This is a genomic window from Sphingomonas sp. SP1, assembly GCF_058313395.1.
The window spans coordinates 1,916,377-1,933,979 of the sequence record NZ_JBZFLC010000001.1; the positions used below are offsets into that span (position 1 = coordinate 1,916,377).

At 65.9% G+C, this 17,603-nt stretch carries 17 protein-coding genes; 11 read left to right on the top strand and 6 right to left on the bottom strand.

Going from position 1 to position 17,603, the window contains the following annotated elements:
* Window positions 1-423 carry an MAPEG family protein gene (locus AC4GYS_RS09705; protein ID WP_491108877.1) on the top strand — a complete coding sequence of 141 codons (423 nt, stop codon included), beginning with the start codon at window positions 1-3 and terminating at the stop codon, window positions 421-423.
* On the opposite strand, the gene AC4GYS_RS09710 is transcribed toward AC4GYS_RS09705, so the two are convergent.
* From AC4GYS_RS09710 to AC4GYS_RS09730, 5 genes are read right to left on the bottom strand one after another with little or no spacing between them, the layout of a single operon-like run.
* Window positions 420-1,592: a class I SAM-dependent RNA methyltransferase gene (locus tag AC4GYS_RS09710; RefSeq protein WP_491108878.1), complete on the bottom strand. Its 1,173-nt coding sequence runs from the start codon at window positions 1,590-1,592 to the stop codon at window positions 420-422. The genes AC4GYS_RS09705 and AC4GYS_RS09710 overlap by 4 nt on opposite strands.
* On the bottom strand, window positions 1,589-2,929 hold the full coding sequence (locus AC4GYS_RS09715) for an NAD(P)H-hydrate dehydratase (RefSeq protein WP_491108879.1): 1,341 nt from the start codon (window positions 2,927-2,929) through the stop codon (window positions 1,589-1,591). Before AC4GYS_RS09715 ends, AC4GYS_RS09710 begins: the two co-directional genes overlap by 4 nt.
* A gap of 9 nt (window positions 2,930-2,938) precedes the next feature.
* Complete coding sequence (locus AC4GYS_RS09720) at window positions 2,939-3,766, bottom strand: 4-(cytidine 5'-diphospho)-2-C-methyl-D-erythritol kinase (protein WP_491108880.1); 828 nt, start codon at window positions 3,764-3,766, stop codon at window positions 2,939-2,941.
* A complete protein-coding gene (locus AC4GYS_RS09725) occupies window positions 3,763-5,376 on the bottom strand; it encodes a tetratricopeptide repeat protein (RefSeq protein ID WP_491108881.1) in 1,614 nt (537 codons plus the stop codon). Before AC4GYS_RS09725 ends, AC4GYS_RS09720 begins: the two co-directional genes overlap by 4 nt.
* 37 nt (window positions 5,377-5,413) lie before the next feature.
* Window positions 5,414-7,066, bottom strand: coding sequence for an electron transfer flavoprotein-ubiquinone oxidoreductase (locus AC4GYS_RS09730; RefSeq protein WP_491108882.1), 1,653 nt, complete (start codon window positions 7,064-7,066; stop codon window positions 5,414-5,416).
* A 92-nt stretch (window positions 7,067-7,158) separates the two neighbouring features.
* Here AC4GYS_RS09730 and AC4GYS_RS09735 point away from each other — a divergent pair, with 92 nt between their 5' ends.
* The 7 genes from AC4GYS_RS09735 to AC4GYS_RS09765 all read left to right on the top strand — a co-directional run bounded on the left by AC4GYS_RS09735 (window position 7,159) and on the right by AC4GYS_RS09765 (window position 14,377).
* Window positions 7,159-7,878 (top strand): uracil-DNA glycosylase, encoded by a 720-nt coding sequence (locus AC4GYS_RS09735; protein WP_491108883.1) that lies wholly within the window; start codon window positions 7,159-7,161, stop codon window positions 7,876-7,878.
* Window positions 7,875-9,581: a lytic transglycosylase domain-containing protein gene (locus AC4GYS_RS09740; protein ID WP_491108884.1), complete on the top strand. Its 1,707-nt coding sequence runs from the start codon at window positions 7,875-7,877 to the stop codon at window positions 9,579-9,581. Before AC4GYS_RS09735 ends, AC4GYS_RS09740 begins: the two co-directional genes overlap by 4 nt.
* 87 nt (window positions 9,582-9,668) lie before the next feature.
* On the top strand, window positions 9,669-10,739 hold the full coding sequence (locus AC4GYS_RS09745) for a PA0069 family radical SAM protein (protein ID WP_491108885.1): 1,071 nt from the start codon (window positions 9,669-9,671) through the stop codon (window positions 10,737-10,739).
* A 114-nt stretch (window positions 10,740-10,853) separates the two neighbouring features.
* Window positions 10,854-11,777 (top strand): hypothetical protein, encoded by a 924-nt coding sequence (locus tag AC4GYS_RS09750; protein ID WP_491108886.1) that lies wholly within the window; start codon window positions 10,854-10,856, stop codon window positions 11,775-11,777.
* Entirely contained in the window at window positions 11,770-12,870 is a 1,101-nt protein-coding gene (locus AC4GYS_RS09755) for a polysaccharide pyruvyl transferase family protein (RefSeq protein WP_491108887.1), read from the top strand. Before AC4GYS_RS09750 ends, AC4GYS_RS09755 begins: the two co-directional genes overlap by 8 nt.
* A 42-nt stretch (window positions 12,871-12,912) precedes the next feature.
* The gene (locus tag AC4GYS_RS09760; RefSeq protein WP_491108888.1) at window positions 12,913-13,623 is read left to right on the top strand and encodes a TylF/MycF/NovP-related O-methyltransferase; all 711 of its coding nucleotides are present in this window, start codon (window positions 12,913-12,915) and stop codon (window positions 13,621-13,623) included.
* A gap of 121 nt (window positions 13,624-13,744) precedes the next feature.
* Window positions 13,745-14,377 carry a class I SAM-dependent methyltransferase gene (locus AC4GYS_RS09765; RefSeq protein WP_491108889.1) on the top strand — a complete coding sequence of 211 codons (633 nt, stop codon included), beginning with the start codon at window positions 13,745-13,747 and terminating at the stop codon, window positions 14,375-14,377.
* Here the strand turns inward: AC4GYS_RS09765 and AC4GYS_RS09770 are convergent.
* On the bottom strand, window positions 14,374-15,579 hold the full coding sequence (locus AC4GYS_RS09770; protein WP_491108890.1) for a glycosyltransferase: 1,206 nt from the start codon (window positions 15,577-15,579) through the stop codon (window positions 14,374-14,376). The genes AC4GYS_RS09765 and AC4GYS_RS09770 overlap by 4 nt on opposite strands.
* Before the next feature lie 110 nt (window positions 15,580-15,689).
* Between AC4GYS_RS09770 and AC4GYS_RS09775 the strand changes: the two genes are divergently transcribed.
* From AC4GYS_RS09775 to AC4GYS_RS09785, 3 genes are read left to right on the top strand one after another with little or no spacing between them, the layout of a single operon-like run.
* Window positions 15,690-17,087, top strand: a complete 1,398-nt coding sequence (locus tag AC4GYS_RS09775) for a M28 family peptidase (protein ID WP_491108891.1) — start codon at window positions 15,690-15,692, stop codon at window positions 17,085-17,087.
* Entirely contained in the window at window positions 17,084-17,299 is a 216-nt protein-coding gene (locus tag AC4GYS_RS09780) for a hypothetical protein (RefSeq protein WP_491108892.1), read from the top strand. The genes AC4GYS_RS09775 and AC4GYS_RS09780 overlap by 4 nt, the downstream gene beginning before the upstream one ends.
* Window positions 17,296-17,598, top strand: a complete 303-nt coding sequence (locus tag AC4GYS_RS09785; protein ID WP_491108893.1) for a hypothetical protein — start codon at window positions 17,296-17,298, stop codon at window positions 17,596-17,598. The genes AC4GYS_RS09780 and AC4GYS_RS09785 overlap by 4 nt, the downstream gene beginning before the upstream one ends.
* The last annotated feature ends 5 nt before the right edge of the window (window positions 17,599-17,603 follow it).

Genomic DNA, 17,603 nt, shown 5'->3' on the forward strand with positions numbered 1-17,603 from the left:
ATGGATCACAATCCGCTTCTCGGGCCGCTGATCGCGCTGGTCGGCTGGACCATCGCCATGCTGTTCCTGTCCGTATTCCGGATCGTCAGCGGCGCCCGGCGAGCTGGCAAGCTGGAGGGCCTGCCACCCAACCCGCGAGGCCGCGATTTCGAGGGGCGCCTGCCAGACGCACACGCCTATCCGCGCCGCAACTACGAGCATCTGGTGGAACAGCCGACGGTCTTTTACGCGATCGTGCTGGCGCTGGTGGCAATGGGCGATCGATTCGACATGAACCTCTGGCTGGCCTGGGCCTATGTCGCGCTACGCGTTTTCCACAGCATTGCGCAGATCCTGGGCAAGTCACGCGGGCTGTGGTTCGCACTGTCGACCCTGTGCCTTCTCGCGCTCACCATCCATGCCGCCGTCCGGCTGTGGCACTAGCGGACGAGGGCCGATACCAATTCGATGTGGGTCGACCAGCGGAACTGGCCAACCGGCCGGACCCATTCTAGGCTGTACCCGCCGTCGGCTAGAACTCGCGCATCGCGTGCGAAGGTGGCGGGATTGCAGCTGACGTAGGCGACCCGCCCCACGGACGAGGTAGCGATCTCCTGAATCTGCTCGGCCGCGCCCGAGCGGGGCGGATCCAGCACTACGGCATCGAACCGGGCCAACTCCGCGCTGTTGAACGGCCGCCGATAAAGGTCGCGATGTTCGACCGTCAGGTTCGGTCGCGCGCGCTTCAGCGACAGCACGGCGTCGCGCGCTGCTTCAGCCGCGACGACATCACCCGTCAGTCCAAGAGCGAAGGTGCCCAGCCCTGCGAACAGGTCAACGGTCCTTTCCGCGCCGCCAACCGCTTCCCCAACCCCGCCGAGCAACGCTTGCTCGCCGTCAGCCGTCGCTTGGAGGAAGGCGCCGGGAGGCAGCGGTACGGCGGTCCCGGACAGGGAGATGGTCGCAGGCCGCGGTTCGTAGCGGACCTCCGCGCCGAACCCTTCGTCGACGCTCAGCCGGGCGAGCCGATACCGTTCGGCAAACGCCGTCAACGCCTCCGTGGCTTCGAGGCCGTCCACCGTGATGCCACTTAGCCCGACGTCGACACCTTGATCGCATAGGGTCATCCGGACCTCGCCCGGTCGCCGGGGCGCGAGCAGCACGGTCAGCAACGTCCGCAGCGGAGCCACCAGCGCGAACAGCTCAGGCCGCAGCACGTGGCATTCGCGCATGTCCACGATGCGGTGCGATCGTTCCTCGTTGAAGCCGAGGGCAACTCCCTTCCCGACCCGAAGTGCGCGCAGGGTAGCGCGGCGGCGGCTGCGCGGAGGCGACAGATGGGGATCCCGCACATCGGTCGTCAGACCATGCTGATCCAGCGCACCCCTCACCCGGTCGACCAGATATTGCCGGTATGCCGCATCATCCAGATGCTGAAGTTGGCAGCCGCCGCACTCCGGGAAATGGCGGCACGGCGCTTGCTGGTAGTGCGGCCCGCGCGTCACGCTGCCGTCCTCGAGCAGCAGATCGCCCGGCGCGGCGAGTGGCGCGTGGCGGCCGGTCGCAGTGACCCCGTCGCCGCGGGCGGCAATGCGAACGATCGGTTCGCTCATCGGACAACCGGAAGCGCGTCGAGCAGATCGTCGGCTATCATGGACGGTCCAGCCGCTTCGGCGGCGCGGCCATGCAGCCACACACCGGCGCACGCCGCTTCGAACGCCGGCATGCCGCGCGCGCGGAGCGCGGCAATGATCCCGGCAAGAACGTCGCCGGTGCCAGCGCTCGCCAACCATGCGGGCGCGGGTGGCGCGAAGCCCAGGCGTCCATCGGGTGCGGCGACCAGCGTGTCCGGCCCCTTGTAGACGACCACCGCGCCCGAACGACGCGCAGCCTCCAGGGCGCGGTCCGGCTTGCTCCCGGGCGGTTTGCCGAAGAGCTTGGCAAATTCGCCTTCGTGAGGAGTAATGATCGCGTCCTGACCGCGAAGGCGCTCCGGTTCGCCGACGTGACCGATGGCGTCAGCGTCCAGAACCTTGGGCGCGCTACTGGTCAGCGCCAGGGTGAGCAATTGCGGCAAATTTCCGAGGCCGGGCCCCACCAGCAGGCAACCGATCCGCTGATCGTTCAGGGCCGCGCGATCGGTCCGGACGACCGACAGTGGCAGGCCCGCGATCGCCGTGGAACTGCTGACCCGAATATAACCTGCTCCGCTGCGGGCCGCCGCCGTAGCCGACAGCGCAATTGCTCCCGGCATCTCACCGGCCAGTGCAAGCACCAGCCCGCGACTGTACTTGTGCCCGGCAGGATCGAGCGGCGGGAGGTCGGGGCGGCCGATTTCGTTCCAGTTCGCCTCGGCCTCGACCCCGATGTCGGCAAGGATCAGCCGCCCCATGAGTGGCAACGAAGGCATCAGGCGATGCGATGGCTTCAAGGCGCCGAAGGTTACCGTCAGATCGAAGCCGGGAACGGGCGACAGAAGAGCGCCAGTATCACTGTCGGCCCCGCTGGGAAGATCGCAGGCCACCGCGACACGTGCGGCGTCCACGAGCTCACAAAGTCTTGTCGATACCGTGGCTTCCAGCCCACGCTTGAGACCGGTACCGAACAGACAATCGACAAGCAGCGGCGCTGAAGCGACCTCGTCCAGCCGTTCCACCGGACCGTCCCACTCACCCCGGGCCCAGCGACAGGCGACGCTCGCGGGCTCGCCGAACGCTGCGACACGAACCGAGGAGCCCATCCGACGAAGGTGGCGCGCTGCAACATAGCCATCTCCGCCATTATTGCCCGGACCGCATAACATGAGGGCGTCGAGCGGACCGGCGTAACGCAAGGCGGCTTCCGCAAGGCTGGCCCCTGCGCGCTCCATCAACGTTTCGACACTGGTGCCGCCAGCGATTGCTTCCTCTTCGGCACGACGCATTTGCGCAGCAGTCAGGATGGGACGCATCGCGACCCCCTAGCGCAGGCTGGTCGCGAGGTGCCACCAACGTGACGGGCAGCAGGCGGCGGCCTGGTCTCGCGCTCTTTCATTGTCGAACAGCGCAAAGCAGGTCGCGCCGGAGCCCGACATCCGCACGAGGCCGACATCGGCACAGCCCCTCAGCCAATCGAGCACCTCGGCGATTTCGGGCACTTGCGCGACCGCCGGGTCCTGCAGGTCGTTGCGGCCGTCTCGCCAGTCACCAAGTGGCCCACGGTCGGTCCCATCCCAACCGGCAAACACCGCCCGCGTCGAAAGTGGCAGGCGGGGATTCACCAGCAGCACCGGCGATCCCGACACACCCGCGTCGACAAACTCCAGCCGGTCGCCGGCATCCGTGCCACGCGCAGTCATGCTGAGCAGGCAGACAGGCACGTCGGATCCGAGCGACGGCGCGACGGCGGAAGCATTGTCGGGATCGATCCTCCACAAGGTGGTCATCAGGCGCAACGCCGCGGCCGCGTCGGCCGATCCCCCGCCGATCCCCGATGCGACCGGCAGATTCTTGGTGAGGCGGAAAATCGTATGCCCGCCACCGCCGGCCCGCGCCTGCATGACCTCCCAGGCGCGCTCGACCAGATTGGTCCCGTCACCCAAGTCCTCGGCAAACGGACCCCCGACCTCAAGTGACATGCCTTCGCCCTCGGGTGCCCACCAGCCTTCCAGCCGGTCGCCGTCGACGCAGAAGGCGAAGATCGTTTCCAGCGCATGCCGTCCGTCTGGCAAACGGCCGCGCACATGAAGCGCCAGGTTGAGCTTGGCCGGCGCGATTTCGATTGCGTGCCGTGTGTGGGATCCGCTCAAGGCGCGGCGTTGGCCGGCTGGAGCCCGCCCTTGATCTTGGCCTCGACCCGGCGCTTGGCGTCGTCCTCGGCAGTGATCAACGCCGCGTTCCAGGCGTGGCGCGCCTCGAACTTGCGGCCGGCGGTGTACAGCGCGTCGCCGAGGTGTTCGTGGATTTCGGCCTGGCTGGGATCGCTGGCGGCGGCGCGCTGAAGCGTTTCGATCGCTTGCTCGACCCGGCCTCGCTTGAACTGCGCCCAACCGAGGGAATCGGTGATCGAAGCGTCGTCCGGCGCGCGTCGGCTCGCCTCGCCGATGAGGGCTTCGGCGGTATCGAGGTTTTCGCCCCGTTCCAGTTGAGCATAGCCTAAGAAGTTCAGCACCAGGGCGTTGTCCGGGGCCAGCGCGCGGGCCTTCGCCAACGCAGTCTTGGCGTCGTCCCAGCGGTCCGCCCGCTCCAGCATCGCCCCGCGAAGGAGGTGAAGCTGCCACGCCTCGGGTCCCGGTCGTCCCGCATCAACCAAGGAGATAGCACGGGCAAAGGCGTCGGCGGCCGGACCAAAGCGGTCCATTTCGTCAAGCAAGTCGCCCAGCCGCGCCCAGTCCCCCGCAGACGCTTGTGACGACGCGGCGAATGCCTGCGCACGCGCCAGCGCCTCGTCGAGCCGGCCGGCCCTCGTCAGTACCCGGATCTCGGCTTCACGCGCGGAGTCGGCGAACAGGCTGGTTTCCGGCACGGCCCGAAGCACGGAGACCGCATCGTCCTGCCGTTCGCCTTCGCCCAACAGCAAGCCCAGCAGCAGCGGCAAGGTCGGGTGGGACGGGTCGGCGACCCGCGCGACCTGCACCATCGCGACGGGCAGGGCGCGCGAGTCCGACCGGCTAAGGTCGATGGCGATGCCACTCAGCAGCTCGGCATATGCCGCCGCCGCGCTCTCGATACCACCGCCGGGGCGCCGATTTTGCTCGATAAGGAGGCGGGCCTGGCTGAGCGCGGGTTCCTTGCCGGCAACCATGGCCAAGGCCGCACTGCGGTCTCCCACCCGCATGAGACCGTCGGCGAACGCGATCTTCAAGCGGGCCTGGCGCCCGCCGGCGCGGGCAAGCGCCTTTTGGAGCAGCGGCATGGCTTCCGCGGTCCGGCCCAAGCGGAGCAGGATAAGACCTCGGTGATCTTCCGCATAGGGGGCGACCATGCTGCCTGCGGGAATCTGCGCCAAAACGTCCAGCGCGCGGGCGTCGCGACGTTCCGCCAGCAGCCAAGCCTGGACCAGCGGGGCCATGAAGGAGAGCGTGCCGCTGTCGGAGTCAGAGCGAAGGAATTCGAGCGCTTTTCCACCCTCGCGCCTTGCAAGCCGATCCGCCGCCAGCAGCAGGCGCGCATCCACCAACAGCGTCGGAACGGGACGGCTGGCGGACAGCCGCAGGGCCAGTCCGATATTGCCGGCCGCAATCGCCTGACTGATGGCGCGGTTGGCAATCAGCGCGTTGGCGGGGTAGGCTTGCGACAGGGTCGCGTACAATAACGCTGCGCGCCGGGCATCGCCGGTAAGTTCCGCCGCCCGCGCGCCAACAAACGTGGTCGCGCTGCTCGGACCCGCCTGCAATCGGGTCGAGGCATCCGCCGGCATGGCGGCGAATACTGCCGCGCCGGCAGCAAGGACCAGGCTACATGTTGGGGTAGTTTGGCCCACCGCCGCCCTCCGGAGTCACCCAGTTGATGTTCTGGCACGGGTCCTTGATGTCGCAGGTCTTGCAGTGGACGCAGTTCTGCGCGTTGATCTGCAGTCGGGGCGCGCCATTCTCCTCGACATATTCGTACACGCCGGCCGGGCAATAGCGCTGCTCCGGCCCGTCATATTCGGGGAGGTTCACCCGGGTCGGGATGGTCGGATCCTTAAGTGTCAGGTGACTTGGCTGATCCTCCTCATGATTGGTGTTCGAGATGAACACCGAGGACAGCTTGTCGAAGCTGATGACGCCGTCGGGTTTCGGGTAGTCAATCGGCGGGGCAATATCCCGGCGCCACAGGGTCGTGTGGTCCGCATGGTGCTTCATCGTGAAAGGCAACCCGATCCCCAGCTGCCGCATCCACATGTCGGTCCCGGCAACCAGCGTGCCGATGGTCGAGCCGAGCTTGGCGACCGCCGGCTCGACATTTTTCACCTTGCGAAGCTCCTCGCCGATCCAGCCGTTGCGGACGGACGGTTCATATCCCTCCAGTACGTCGCCCTTGCGATCGGCCGCGACCGCCTCGAATGCGGCTTCCGCGGCCAGCATGCCGCTTTTCATCGCGGTGTGCGTGCCCTTGATACGCGGCACGTTCACGAAGCCGGCCGAGCAGCCGATCAGCGCGCCGCCAGGGAAGGCAAGCCGAGGAATCGACTGATAGCCGCCCTCGTTGATCGCCCGTGCGCCGTACGACACGCGTCGTCCGCCTTCGAGCAGTGAAGCGATCGCCGGGTGATGCTTCCAGCGCTGCATCTCGCTGAAGGGAGACAGATGAGGGTTCTTGTACGAGAGCGCGACCACGAAGCCGATCGACAGCTGGTTGTTGTCCTGGTGGTAGATCCAGCCGCCGCCCCAGGCATCGTCCAGCGGCCAGCCCTGGGTATGGATCACGGTCCCGGGCTGATGCTTCTTCGGATCGATATCCCATAGTTCCTTGATGCCGATGCCGTAGACTTGCGGCTGGCAGTCCTTCTCCAGGTCGAACTGCTTTTTCAGTTGCTTTGTCAGGCTGCCGCGCGCGCCTTCGGCGAAGAAGGTGTAGCGGGCATGGATTTCCATTCCCGGCTGGTAGTCGGCCCGGTGCGATCCATCGCGGGCGATACCCATATCGCCCGTGGCGACGCCCTTCACCGAGCCATCCGCATGGTAGAGCACTTCGGCTGCCGGGAAGCCGGGAAAGATCTCGACCCCAAGCTCCTCGGCCTTGCCGGCCAGCCAGCGGCACAGGTTGCCGAGGCTGCCGGTGAACGTGCCCTTGTTGTCCATGAAACTGGGCATCATCAGGTGCGGAAAGTTAAAATGCCTGTTCTTCGTAAGCACCCAGTGCTGGTTCGACGTCACCGGTACTCGGTTCAGGAGGCAGCTGCTGTCCTCGCGCCAGTCGGGCAGCAACTCGTCGAGGCCCTTGGGATCGATCACCGCCCCCGACAGGATGTGCGCGCCGACCTCGGACCCCTTTTCCAGGATGCAAACCGACAGGTCGCGGCCGGCTTCGTTCGCCAATTGTTTGAGCCGGATTGCTGCAGACAGTCCGGCCGGGCCGGCACCGACGACCACGACATCATATTCCATCGACTCCCGGTCGCTCATACTTCTCGCTCGGCCTTATTCAGATGTGTGCAAAGTCCCTGCCCTCCCATCGCCTCTGGCGTCAATGGCAGCAGCGGGTATGAAGAGCGGATATGGGAGGGGACGAACGGCAGTTGAACCCGGCGGAGGTCGCCAGCCTGCTCGGCTGGTGGGTCGACGCGGGTGTCGACGTATCCGTCGCCGACGACCCGCGGAACTGGCTGAAGACATCCGCGCCGCCCGCTTCGGTGCACCACGACCCTGCGCCATCTGCACCGATTGACCGGGAAAAAGCGGCCACGCTCGAGGCATTTCATGCTTGGCTGCGCGAAACGGTCGACCTGCCGCTCTTCAAAGCCGGCACCAACCGCGCCCTGCCCCACGGGCCAGCCCAGGCGCCGATCATGCTGGTCAGCGATCTGCCGGACCGGGAGCATGCCGAGGAAGGCCGTCCAATCGGTGCGCAGGCATGGGAGCTTACGGTGCGGATGCTGGCCGCCATCGGCCTCAGGCCCGACGAGGCCTATGTTGCCTCGCTCGCTTGCTTTCCGGCCCTTGGTGCGCGGCTCGCGCTCGAGGACCTTCGGCGCTGCGCCGACACTATGCGTGAGCACATCGAACTGGTCGCGCCCAAGCGCCTGTTGCTGCTAGGCGACGGCACCACCCGGGCGATGCTTGGTCAATCTTTGGTTCAGGCACGCGGCCGGATCCACCGCATTGGGCAGGTTCCCGCGGTGGCGACATTTCATCCGCGCAAGCTGCTCGACCGGCCGGCCGACAAGGCGCATGCCTGGCGCGATCTGTTGCTGTTGATGAGTGAAGAGGTTTCATGAGCGTTTACGTTGGCTTGGTTGCCGCTCTTGTTGCTCAATCCCAACCGGTCGATCCGCTTGCGCCGGTATCGGACAGCGAGCCGGTGGAAACCACGTCCCAGCCACCCGCCCAACCGCCTCAGCCGACCGCCGTGGTCCGGGTTCCGCGCGACTGGCGCGGCGTATTCGACGCCATTCGGGCTGGTCAATGGGCAAGCGCCCAGGCAGGGATCGCAGCGCTGCCGGCGTCCCCACTGAGGGCGGTCGCACAGGCCGAACTTTATACGGCCAAAGGATCGCCGGCGGTTGGCCTCGATGCCATTCTCGGGCTGCTGAACGAGGCCCCCGAGATCCCTGAAGCGGATCAGCTGGCCCGTCTGGCGCAAAGTCGCGGTCAGCTTTCCCCGATCCGGATCACGCCGCGTTATCCATTGGTTCCGCTGGCTGCCTCTCCCCGCCGCGGTCGCCCGCGACCGGTGACGGGCGACCCGGAAGCCGATCGGCTGCGGACCGACATGGACGCCTCCATCAAGGCCGACGATGCTGCCGCGGCGGAACTGCTGATGCTGGAGCGGCTGCCGTTGCTGCTGACACCGGATGCTCGGCTGGAGGCGGCATATCGGGTCGCGTGGATCTATTACGTGCGGGGTGACGATGCCAACGCGCGGCGGGTCGCAGAATATGCGCGTGTGGGCGCGACGGGAGAATGGGCGTCGCACCTGGCATGGGTCGTGGGAATGGCCTCGTGGCGGCAGAATGATTGCCGTGCGGCGGCCCCCGCCTTCAAACAGACGGCGCAAGGCGTGTACGACCAATCGACCCGGGCTGCTGGCTGGTACTGGGCGGCCCGGGCGGAAATGGCCTGCCGCCGCCCGGAAGCGGTCAACGGACTTCTCCGCAATGCGGCCAGCCTGCCCGAGACATTCTACGGCATGCTTGCCCGCCGGACGCTGGGCATGGATACGCGGATCGCTCCGTTGCCGGCTTCGTCCACAGCGCGGGTCGAGCAATTGCCGAACGTCCAGCGGGCGTTGGAGCTCTTCCGGATCGGCGAGCGCGACCTTGCCGGCCAGTATCTTCGCCACCAGGCCCGGGTTGGAAACGCGGCGGACCATCTGGCGCTCATTCAGTTGGCGGCGAGGCTCGAGCTGTCCGCGACGCAACATTACCTCGCTCACTTCGGGCAGCGGGGGGTTCAGTTGCCGGCGGCCGCCCGTTACCCCAAGCCGAGCTGGGGTCCTCGCCAAGGTTGGCGGATCGACCCCGCTTTGGGTCTTGCCCATGCGCTGCAAGAATCGAATTTTCGGGCGGAAGCGGTGAGCCCGGCGGGCGCGGTCGGGCTGATGCAGGTGTTGCCAAGCACCATGAACCTGCTGGCGCGCAATGGGGGCGTTCCGGTCGGCGACCTGCGTGATCCTGCAACCAACATGGAATTCGGCCAGCGCTGGATCGAGCTGATGCGAACCAATCAATACACTCAGGGGCATCTGCCCAAGGTCATCGCCAGCTACAACGCCGGCCCTCTTCCGGTCGGACGGTGGAACATCAACGACCGTGGGGATCCGCTGCTGTGGATCGAAAGCGTACCCTACTGGGAAACGCGGTTTTATGTGCCGATCGTTCTTCGGAACATGTGGGTGTACCAGGGCATGAACGGTGCGCAGACGCCGACCCTCACCCAAATGGCGCAGCACAAGTGGCCGGCGGTCCCTGCGCGGAGATGAGGCGGCAGGCCGTCCGCAACCGCTTCAACGACCGCAGCCCAGCTTGCCGTTCTTGTTATGTTCTTGGGTTACGCGTAAAAGCGCCAGGTGCCTGTCGAGTCGACATCAGGACGCGGAGCTACCCGCAACAATAGCCCGACCCGCTTCAACCTCCAGGAGAAGCTGGTCGAGGGCGACTGGCTGGACCAGGTCGATGCGCTCGATGGGCGATCCGTCCGCCGGACGGTAGTCACGATTGAGAAACCCAAGTCCATCCTGACCCGCAACACGTCGCCGGACATCGGCTTCGATCGCTCGGTCAACCCGTATCGCGGGTGCGAGCATGGCTGCATCTATTGCTTTGCACGCCCGACCCATGCCTATCATGACCTGTCGCCGGGGGTGGATTTTGAAAGCCGGCTGTTCGCCAAGCCCGATGCGGCCAAGCTGCTTCACGCCGCGCTGTCGCGCCCGGGCTATGATTGCGCCCCGATCGCGCTTGGAACCAATACCGATCCCTATCAGCCGATCGAGGAACACTGGCAGATCACCCGGTCGGTGCTGGAAGTCCTGGTAGAGACCAAACATCCCTTCACCATCACTACCAAAAGCAATCGCGTGCTGCGCGATCTCGACCTCATCGCCCCTGCCGCGCACGAAGGGTTGGCAGCGGTTGCGCTATCGGTGACATCTCTGGATCCTGGCATCAGCCGAACACTCGAACCGCGGGCCCCCGCGGGCCGAAAGCGATTGGAAGCAATTCGCCAGCTCAATGAGGCAGGCGTTCCCACCCTTCTCGCCGTCGCACCGATCGTGCCGCAGATCACTGATCACGAACTCGAGACGATTGTGGAGGCCGGCGCCAACGCCGGGGCGCGGGCCGGCTTCTTCCTGCCGGTCCGTTTGCCGCACGAAGTCGCTCCGCTGTTCCGGGCCTGGCTCGACGAGCATTATCCCGAACGCGCCGCCAAGGTGATGGCCACCATCCAAAGCATGCGCGGCGGCCGTGACAACGATCCGGATTACTTCACTCGAATGCGGGGCAGCGGCCCTTGGGCGGACCTGTTGAAGACGCGGTTCGACAAAGCGGTGAAGCGCTATGGCCTGGGAACGAGCAAGACCGTCCTCCGCCGAGACCTCTTCCGCCCGCCCGACGGCGCCCAGATGCGATTGCTGTAGCTGCCGATGCGCCGGCAAACCGCTCGATCGTAATCGCGTTTTACCGCGCGTTAAGTTCAACCGTGCTTAACCATGATCTTTACCGGGCCTTCCAGGCACTCCAGAGAAAGCGTCATGATCGCGTCGAGGACAGGCCCTGTCGAGACTGAGGCTCATGGCAACCGGCTGCTGGCTCTGGCGGTCCGGACGCGCGCCTTTCGTAGCCGGTGGCAGCGGCCGCTGCTGCTGATCGCGCTGCTGGCGGTCATCGCCGGTTGCGTTTTTTCGTTTGCCAGGCTGGACCTTCGATGGTCCGACCTCCACCTGTTGCCCTTGCTGGTGATCTCAGCGATCGTGGTTCCGCTGTCGGTTGCCTACAGCGCCCTCAACATGATGCTGATGGGCCGCGCCGCGCGGGTGCCGATGGGTTTCGCCCAAGGCATCAAGGTCAGTGTCTTCGCCCAGTTGGCAGAAATCCTGCCGATACCCGGCGGCGCCATCGTCAGGGGCGCGGCGCTCATGCGGGCGGGCAGTTCCACGGGTACGAGCGCCGAACTGGTCATTGCCTTCTCCTTGCTGTGGATCGCCTGCGGTGCGACCGGTGCCGGGATAGCGCTGCGCGAGGTCGGCTTGCCGGCCCATCTGCTGGCCCTTGGCGGCGGCGCCGCTTCACTTGGCCTGTGCATCTGGCTTGGCGTCCGGTTCGGAGGGCTGATCGCGTCCGCCGCCCTGTTGCTTCGGATCGCCGGCGTGCTGCTGGTAGCCTGGCGCTTCGTGCTGGCCTTCGCGGTCATCGGCGTCCTGATGCCGTGGGTCGATACCATGTCGTTCGGCTTTGCGGTCATCCTGGGCAGCGCGGCCAGCCTGATTCCGGCCGGGCTAGGCGTCAGCGAAGCGTTGTCAGCGCTCATCGCGCAACCGGCCGGCGTTGCTCCCGCGGCCGCCTTTCTTGCCGCCGCCCTCAGCCGCCTGGTCGGCTTCGGCATGAACCTCCTGATGGCGTTCGGCTATGTCCTGACCGGCACTGCACCGAAGAACAACGGCACCGATCTTGGCTAGATACCGCGTCGCCATCATCCATGCCTTCAGCCGCGCGAATTCGGGCGACGGGCTGCTGGTCGACCTGACGTACGAGGCGTTGCGCGAGGCCGGCGTCCGCAGCGAAGAATGCATGCTGCTGGCCCTCGATCCGGACAGCTTTCCCGACATGCCCAACGTTCGGCGCGCACCCGGTGAGCCGGCCGCTCGCCCGAGCGCGAAGCTGGTCAGCGCGGGAATCGAGACATTGTTGAGCTTTGCCGGCAAGGGGCGATTACGCAACGAACTTGCTGAGGCCGACGCCGTGGTCGCGGTCGGCGGCGGCTATCTGGTGGCCGACGGGGTGGTCCGTAAAGGCGGAGTGTTCGCAAACCACCTTACGCAACTGCACGCGGCCGCACGGCATCCCGGGCCGACCGTGTATCTTCCGCAGAGCATCGGTCCCTTGAACGGAATCGTCGGCCATTGGACGCGCAAGGCGCTGGCCCGAATGGATCGAGTCTGGCTGCGCGATGATGTGTCCGCGCAGGAGCTTGAGCTGCGCAACCAGTGCAGATGTCCGGATCTGGCCGTGATGAAACTCGGCCGCGAACTCGGCACCATCAGGCCTCAACATCTGTCGGAACCGCCCGTGCTGGTGGGGCGCGACCTTCCCAATCGTGGGGACTATCACCGTCGGTTGCGCGCGCTCGCGGATGCGCTGCCCGGCGCCAGGTGGGCTTACCAGGCCGACACGGCTGGTCCGCGTAGCGACCGCGCCTTTTACCTCCGGCAGGGCTATGCCGACGCCGGCCCACTAGGGTCTCTGCTCGCCGAACCGGGTGGCCCGGTGGTATCGGTTCGCCTGCATGGAGCTTTAGGCGCGCTGCTGGAAGGCAGGCCGGCCATCCATCTGGCGTACGAACGCAAGGGGTGGGGCGCTTACCAGGACCTTGGTCTTGGCGAGTATGTGCACGATGCGCGAAGCTTTGATCCGGCGATGGTAGCGGAACAGGTCCGGGGACTAGCGACCAACAGCTCCGCCTTCTGGCGGAGAATCGAGGTGGCTGGACCGCGCCTGACGGAAGCGTGGGAGCGAATGGTGTTCGATCTTCGGCAGCGGCTATCAGAGTGACTGGTTGATCAGGCGATCGTTCGAAGGTCGTCCCGGGGGGATATGATGCAGAAAGCAGTTCAATTGATTGCCGGGGTGCTCGAGGTAGGCTTGTCGCCGCTCGCTCGGCAGGTCCGTCAGCAACGGCTCACCTACCTTAATCCGCTGAAGCTCCGGCGTATGGAAAAGGCCATGCGGCAAGTGGAAGACCGTAAGGTGGTTGGAGATTTCATCGAATTCGGAGTGGCGCTCGGCGGGTCCTCGATCTTGCTTGCCCGACACGCCCGCGATTTCGGCCGGCGCTTTCACGGCTTCGACGTGTTCGCGACCATTCCGCCGCCTACGTCGACCAAGGACGATGACAAGTCGCGGCGGCGTTATGAGACGATCACGTCCGGGGCATCGCGGGGCATCCGCGGCGACGAATATTATGGCTATAAGGACGATTTGTTTGGCGAGGTGTCGGCCGCTTTTGAGCGGTTCGGGGTTCCGCTCGATGGAAAGACGGTGGCCCTCCACAAGGGCCTCTTTGAGGACAGCTGGCCGCTTGCCACGGTGACCTCTGCGGCGCTCGTCCACATCGACTGCGATTGGTATGATCCGGTGACATATTGCCTGAAGGCCGTGGCCGATCTCATGTCGCCCGGCGGTTTGATCATTTTGGATGACTATCACGATTACGGCGGCGCTCGGACGGCGGTCGACGAGTTCCTTGCAACGCGGCGCGACTTCGCAATGCAGAGCGGGTTGAATCCGTTCTTGCGCAAACTCTGAACGTTGGAAGGAACGAGGGCCTGTGCACCGCTCCAACGAATGGCAGCCTACGAAATTCGTACAGCGCAACGGGGACTGGCAACCAAGCCGGGACCCACAGGAGTTGACGCCGGCAAGCATCGTGTCCGCTTCCCTCGCGCTGCGGGCGTGCGTTAACGCCCTGCAGGAGTTCGCGAGCGGGCATCTCGCTGATTTCGGCTGCGGCAAGGCTCCCTTCTACGGCGTATATCGGGATCAGACCGAGCAGGTGACCGGTATCGACTGGCCGCAGACGCGGCATGAGGCCGGGCACATCGATGTCTATGCCGATCTTAATCAACCGATCGACGTTCCGGATCAGGCGTTCGACACGATCCTGTCGTCCAGTGTGCTGGAACATATCTGGCGACACGATGTGCTGTGGTCTGAGATGGCCCGCACGCTGCGGCCCGGCGGTCATCTCATTCTGTCTGTACCGTTCGTCTATGCCCTACACGAAGTGCCGCACGATTATTTTCGCTGGACCCGCTTTGCGCTTGAGAAGGCATGCGAGGAGAACGGCTTAGAGACAGTGCGGCTGGAGCCTTACGGCGGTGGACTGGATGTGCTTGCGGATCTGTGTGTGCGAGCGATCGGAGCGCTGAACCAAGGCTTGGCGGGATTGGTCGGACGGGGCGTCGTCAACTTGCTCCGGCGAGGGACTGCCCGACGCCTGTCGCCGCAAACCTTCGAGCTGCTCCCCATGGGCTACATCCTCGTTGCGCGTAAGCCTTAGTTGCTGCCCGCCAGTGCACGTTCCACGGGGGCAGCATATTCTTCGATCAGGCGATCCCATCGGTAGCGTCCGATAAGCTGCCGCGCTTCCGTCGCTCCGCCGGGCGGCACGGAGAGCAGTGTCTCCAGTGCTTGTTCCAGCACCGGCAGGTCGGCGGGATCGGCAACAAACGTGACCGAATCCCGAATGCGCGGCCATTCGGGAAGCAGTTCGATGTTCGTGTCACGACTTGCGAGCACCGGGACGCCCGCCGCCATCGCCTCCAGCAACGCGACGGGCATTCCTTCGACGTCACCGCCCACCGCGCGCGCCGGGAACGCGAAACGCGCGGACGCCGACAGGAACCGGTCTTTGTCTTCTCCGTCCAGGAAGCCGGCAAAAGTAACGTCGGCTCCCTTGACCAGATTTTCCAGCCGTTGCCGCTCCTCTCCGTCCCCGGCGATTCCGATCCGGGGTCGAATGCCACGCTTTGCCAGCCGTTCGGCTGCCTCCATCAGGAAGTGCAGTCCCTTTTTCTCGGAAAGCCGGCCGATGGTCGCAATGTCGTACTTCGATCGATCGATTGCGACCGGTCGGTCAGGCGTCGCGATGCCCATTGGCAGGACACTCGCCTTGGCGCGCAAGGCCTCGCGCTCGTTCGGCGGGAGATAATCGAGTGCTGCCTCGAGTTGTCGCTCGTTGACGCAAAAGAAGTGCAGTGAATCGCGCAGCAGCCGACGCGCGATCGCTCTGCCCGGAGCACCGGCTTTCCCAAAGATCGACAGGTCGGACGAATGGTTCTGCAAAACGAAGGGAATCCCGAACCGGCGCTTCAGCTGCCAGGCGATCAGTCCCTGCGGCATGACCCAGTGCGCGTAAGTCACGTCGACCGGATCCTGCCGCCCCACCCGCGCGGCCGCTCTATGGGCCGCGACCAATAGCGCTGGCACCTGCAGGGCCAGCAAGGGATTGCGACGAATATTCGGCAGGATCGCCGGATAGACCAGCCGCTGCGCTCCGTCCGGCCGCATGTAGCGGTAGCGTTCCACGGTGACTTGCTTTCCCTCCTCGCGGCGGGCGGCTCCGTTGTGATGCGGCGCGAGGATGGTGATGCGCGATGCCGGGCGCGCCCTGGTCCAGGCGGCGGCCTGCTCTCCGACGAAGTTGGCCTGCATGTCGCCGGGGTACCGAGGGAGGGTGGAAGCGAGCATCAGGATGTGCATTGACGCACCGGTCGCATGGGCTTGGCCGAACGTCTAGAGCAGGAATTGCAGCCGGTGTGACGCCAGCTGTCGCTCGACTTTCCCCTGCAGACCCGGCTAGTCCTGCCGGCATGATCAAGCGCCTGTCTGCATTCCTCCTCGCCGCTTCCACGTCCGCCGCCCTCGCTCAGCAGGCCGCCGCGCCGCCCCCGGTAGAAGTCCCGCGCCATGTCGCTCAGCTACGGGATGCGGCCCTTGCCGACGAGCTGGCGTACGACATCACCGAGGATCTGACGACCGAGGTCGGGCCTCGTCTGGCCGGCACCGCGGCGGAAGCGCGGGCGCGGGACTGGGCGGTACGCAGGCTACGGGCGCTTGGCTTTGCGAACGTCCGCGTCGACCCGTTCACCATGCCGGTATGGATTCGCGGCTCCGAAAGCGCCGCCATCCTTGCCCCCTACCCTCAGCCGCTGGTGCTCGCGGCCCTTGGCAACAGCGCAGCGACGCCGCCGGGGGGGATCACCGCCGACGTCATCGGCTTCGCCAGCGTCGGCGCCCTGCGCGCCGCGCCGTCCGAGCAGGTGCGCGGCAAAATCGTTTACATCGGCCATGCCATGCCCCGCGCTCAGGACGGCTCGGGCTACGGTGTGTTTGGCGCGCCGCGCCGCCAGGGACCGACCGTTGCGAGCGACAAGGGAGCCGCCGCAATCGTGATCCGCTCGATCGGGACCGATTCCCACCGCAATCCCCACACGGGGGTGATGAGCTTTGCGGACGACGTGCGCCCGATCCCGGCCGCGGCGCTCAGCAACCCCGATGCCGACCAGCTCGAGCGGATCCTGGAGCGCGCTTCCGGTCCGGTCAGCATGCGGCTGGTCCTCAACAGCCAGCGGCTGGCCGATCAGCAATCCGGAAATGTCATCGCCGAGGTGCCCGGGCGTGACCCGACGGCCGCCCCAGTCCTCGTCGCCTGTCACCTGGACAGTTGGGATCAAGGCACTGGGGCAATCGACGATGCGGCGGGCTGCGGGATCGTGGCGGCGGCGGCAAAGCGGATCATGGACGCGGGTCGCCCGCTCCGCCCGATCCGGATCGTCTGGTTCGGCGCGGAAGAGGTCGGTTTGTTCGGCGGCCTCGATTATCGTGCCAAGTACGGCAAGCAGCCGCACCACGCCCTCCTCGAAAGCGACTTCGGCGCCGACCGGATCTGGAAGGTCGACAGCCGCCTTGGCGAGGCTCGGCGCGAGGAAGCCCGCATGATCCAGAAGGCGCTCGAGCCGCTCGGCGTCGTTCCGGGCAGCTTCGAAGATACCGAGGGTAGCGACATCGGCCCCATGCTGGCGGACGGGCTGCCCGGCGTTGCCCTTAATCAGGACGGCACCCGCTACTTCGATCTGCACCACACACCCGACGATACGCTGGACAAGGTCGACAGGGCGCAGCTTCGCCAGAATGTCGCGGCATGGACGGCGACGCTGGCAATCCTGGCCGGTAGCAGCGAGCCCCGGGGCCGGGCGAGGCGTCGATGAGAGGCATGTTGGCGCCGACAGCGCTGCTGTTGCTCCTCCTGATATCCGCCTGCAACCAGCCGCAAGATGAGGCCATCGAGCCGGTCCCTGCGCAAACGGCCGAGGCCGCCGATCGCCTGATGAGTGAGGCGGAAAATGCGGCAGGGAACGCCGAGGCCCGGATGGGCGCTGTAACCCAAGCGAACGACAATGTTGTGGAGGATCTTCAATGACCCGAACTCTTCTGCTGGCCGGAGGTGCACTGCTGGCCCTGTCGGCGTGCAACGCGCGTCAGGACGGCAACAGCACGGTAATCTCCGTCGACCAGAACGCGGTCGAATCCGGCGTCGACCAAGCGGAAAACGCCCTCGGCGCTGCGGCCGGGGAAGTCCGTGAAGCCGCGAACGAGGCCGGGCCAGCGCTCGAGAACGCCGCCGAACGCACCGGCGCCGCGGTGGAACGGGCTGGCGACCGGATTGAGAATACTGACGTTGATGTCGATGTCACCACCAGCAACGAGCAGAACCGCTAGCGTTG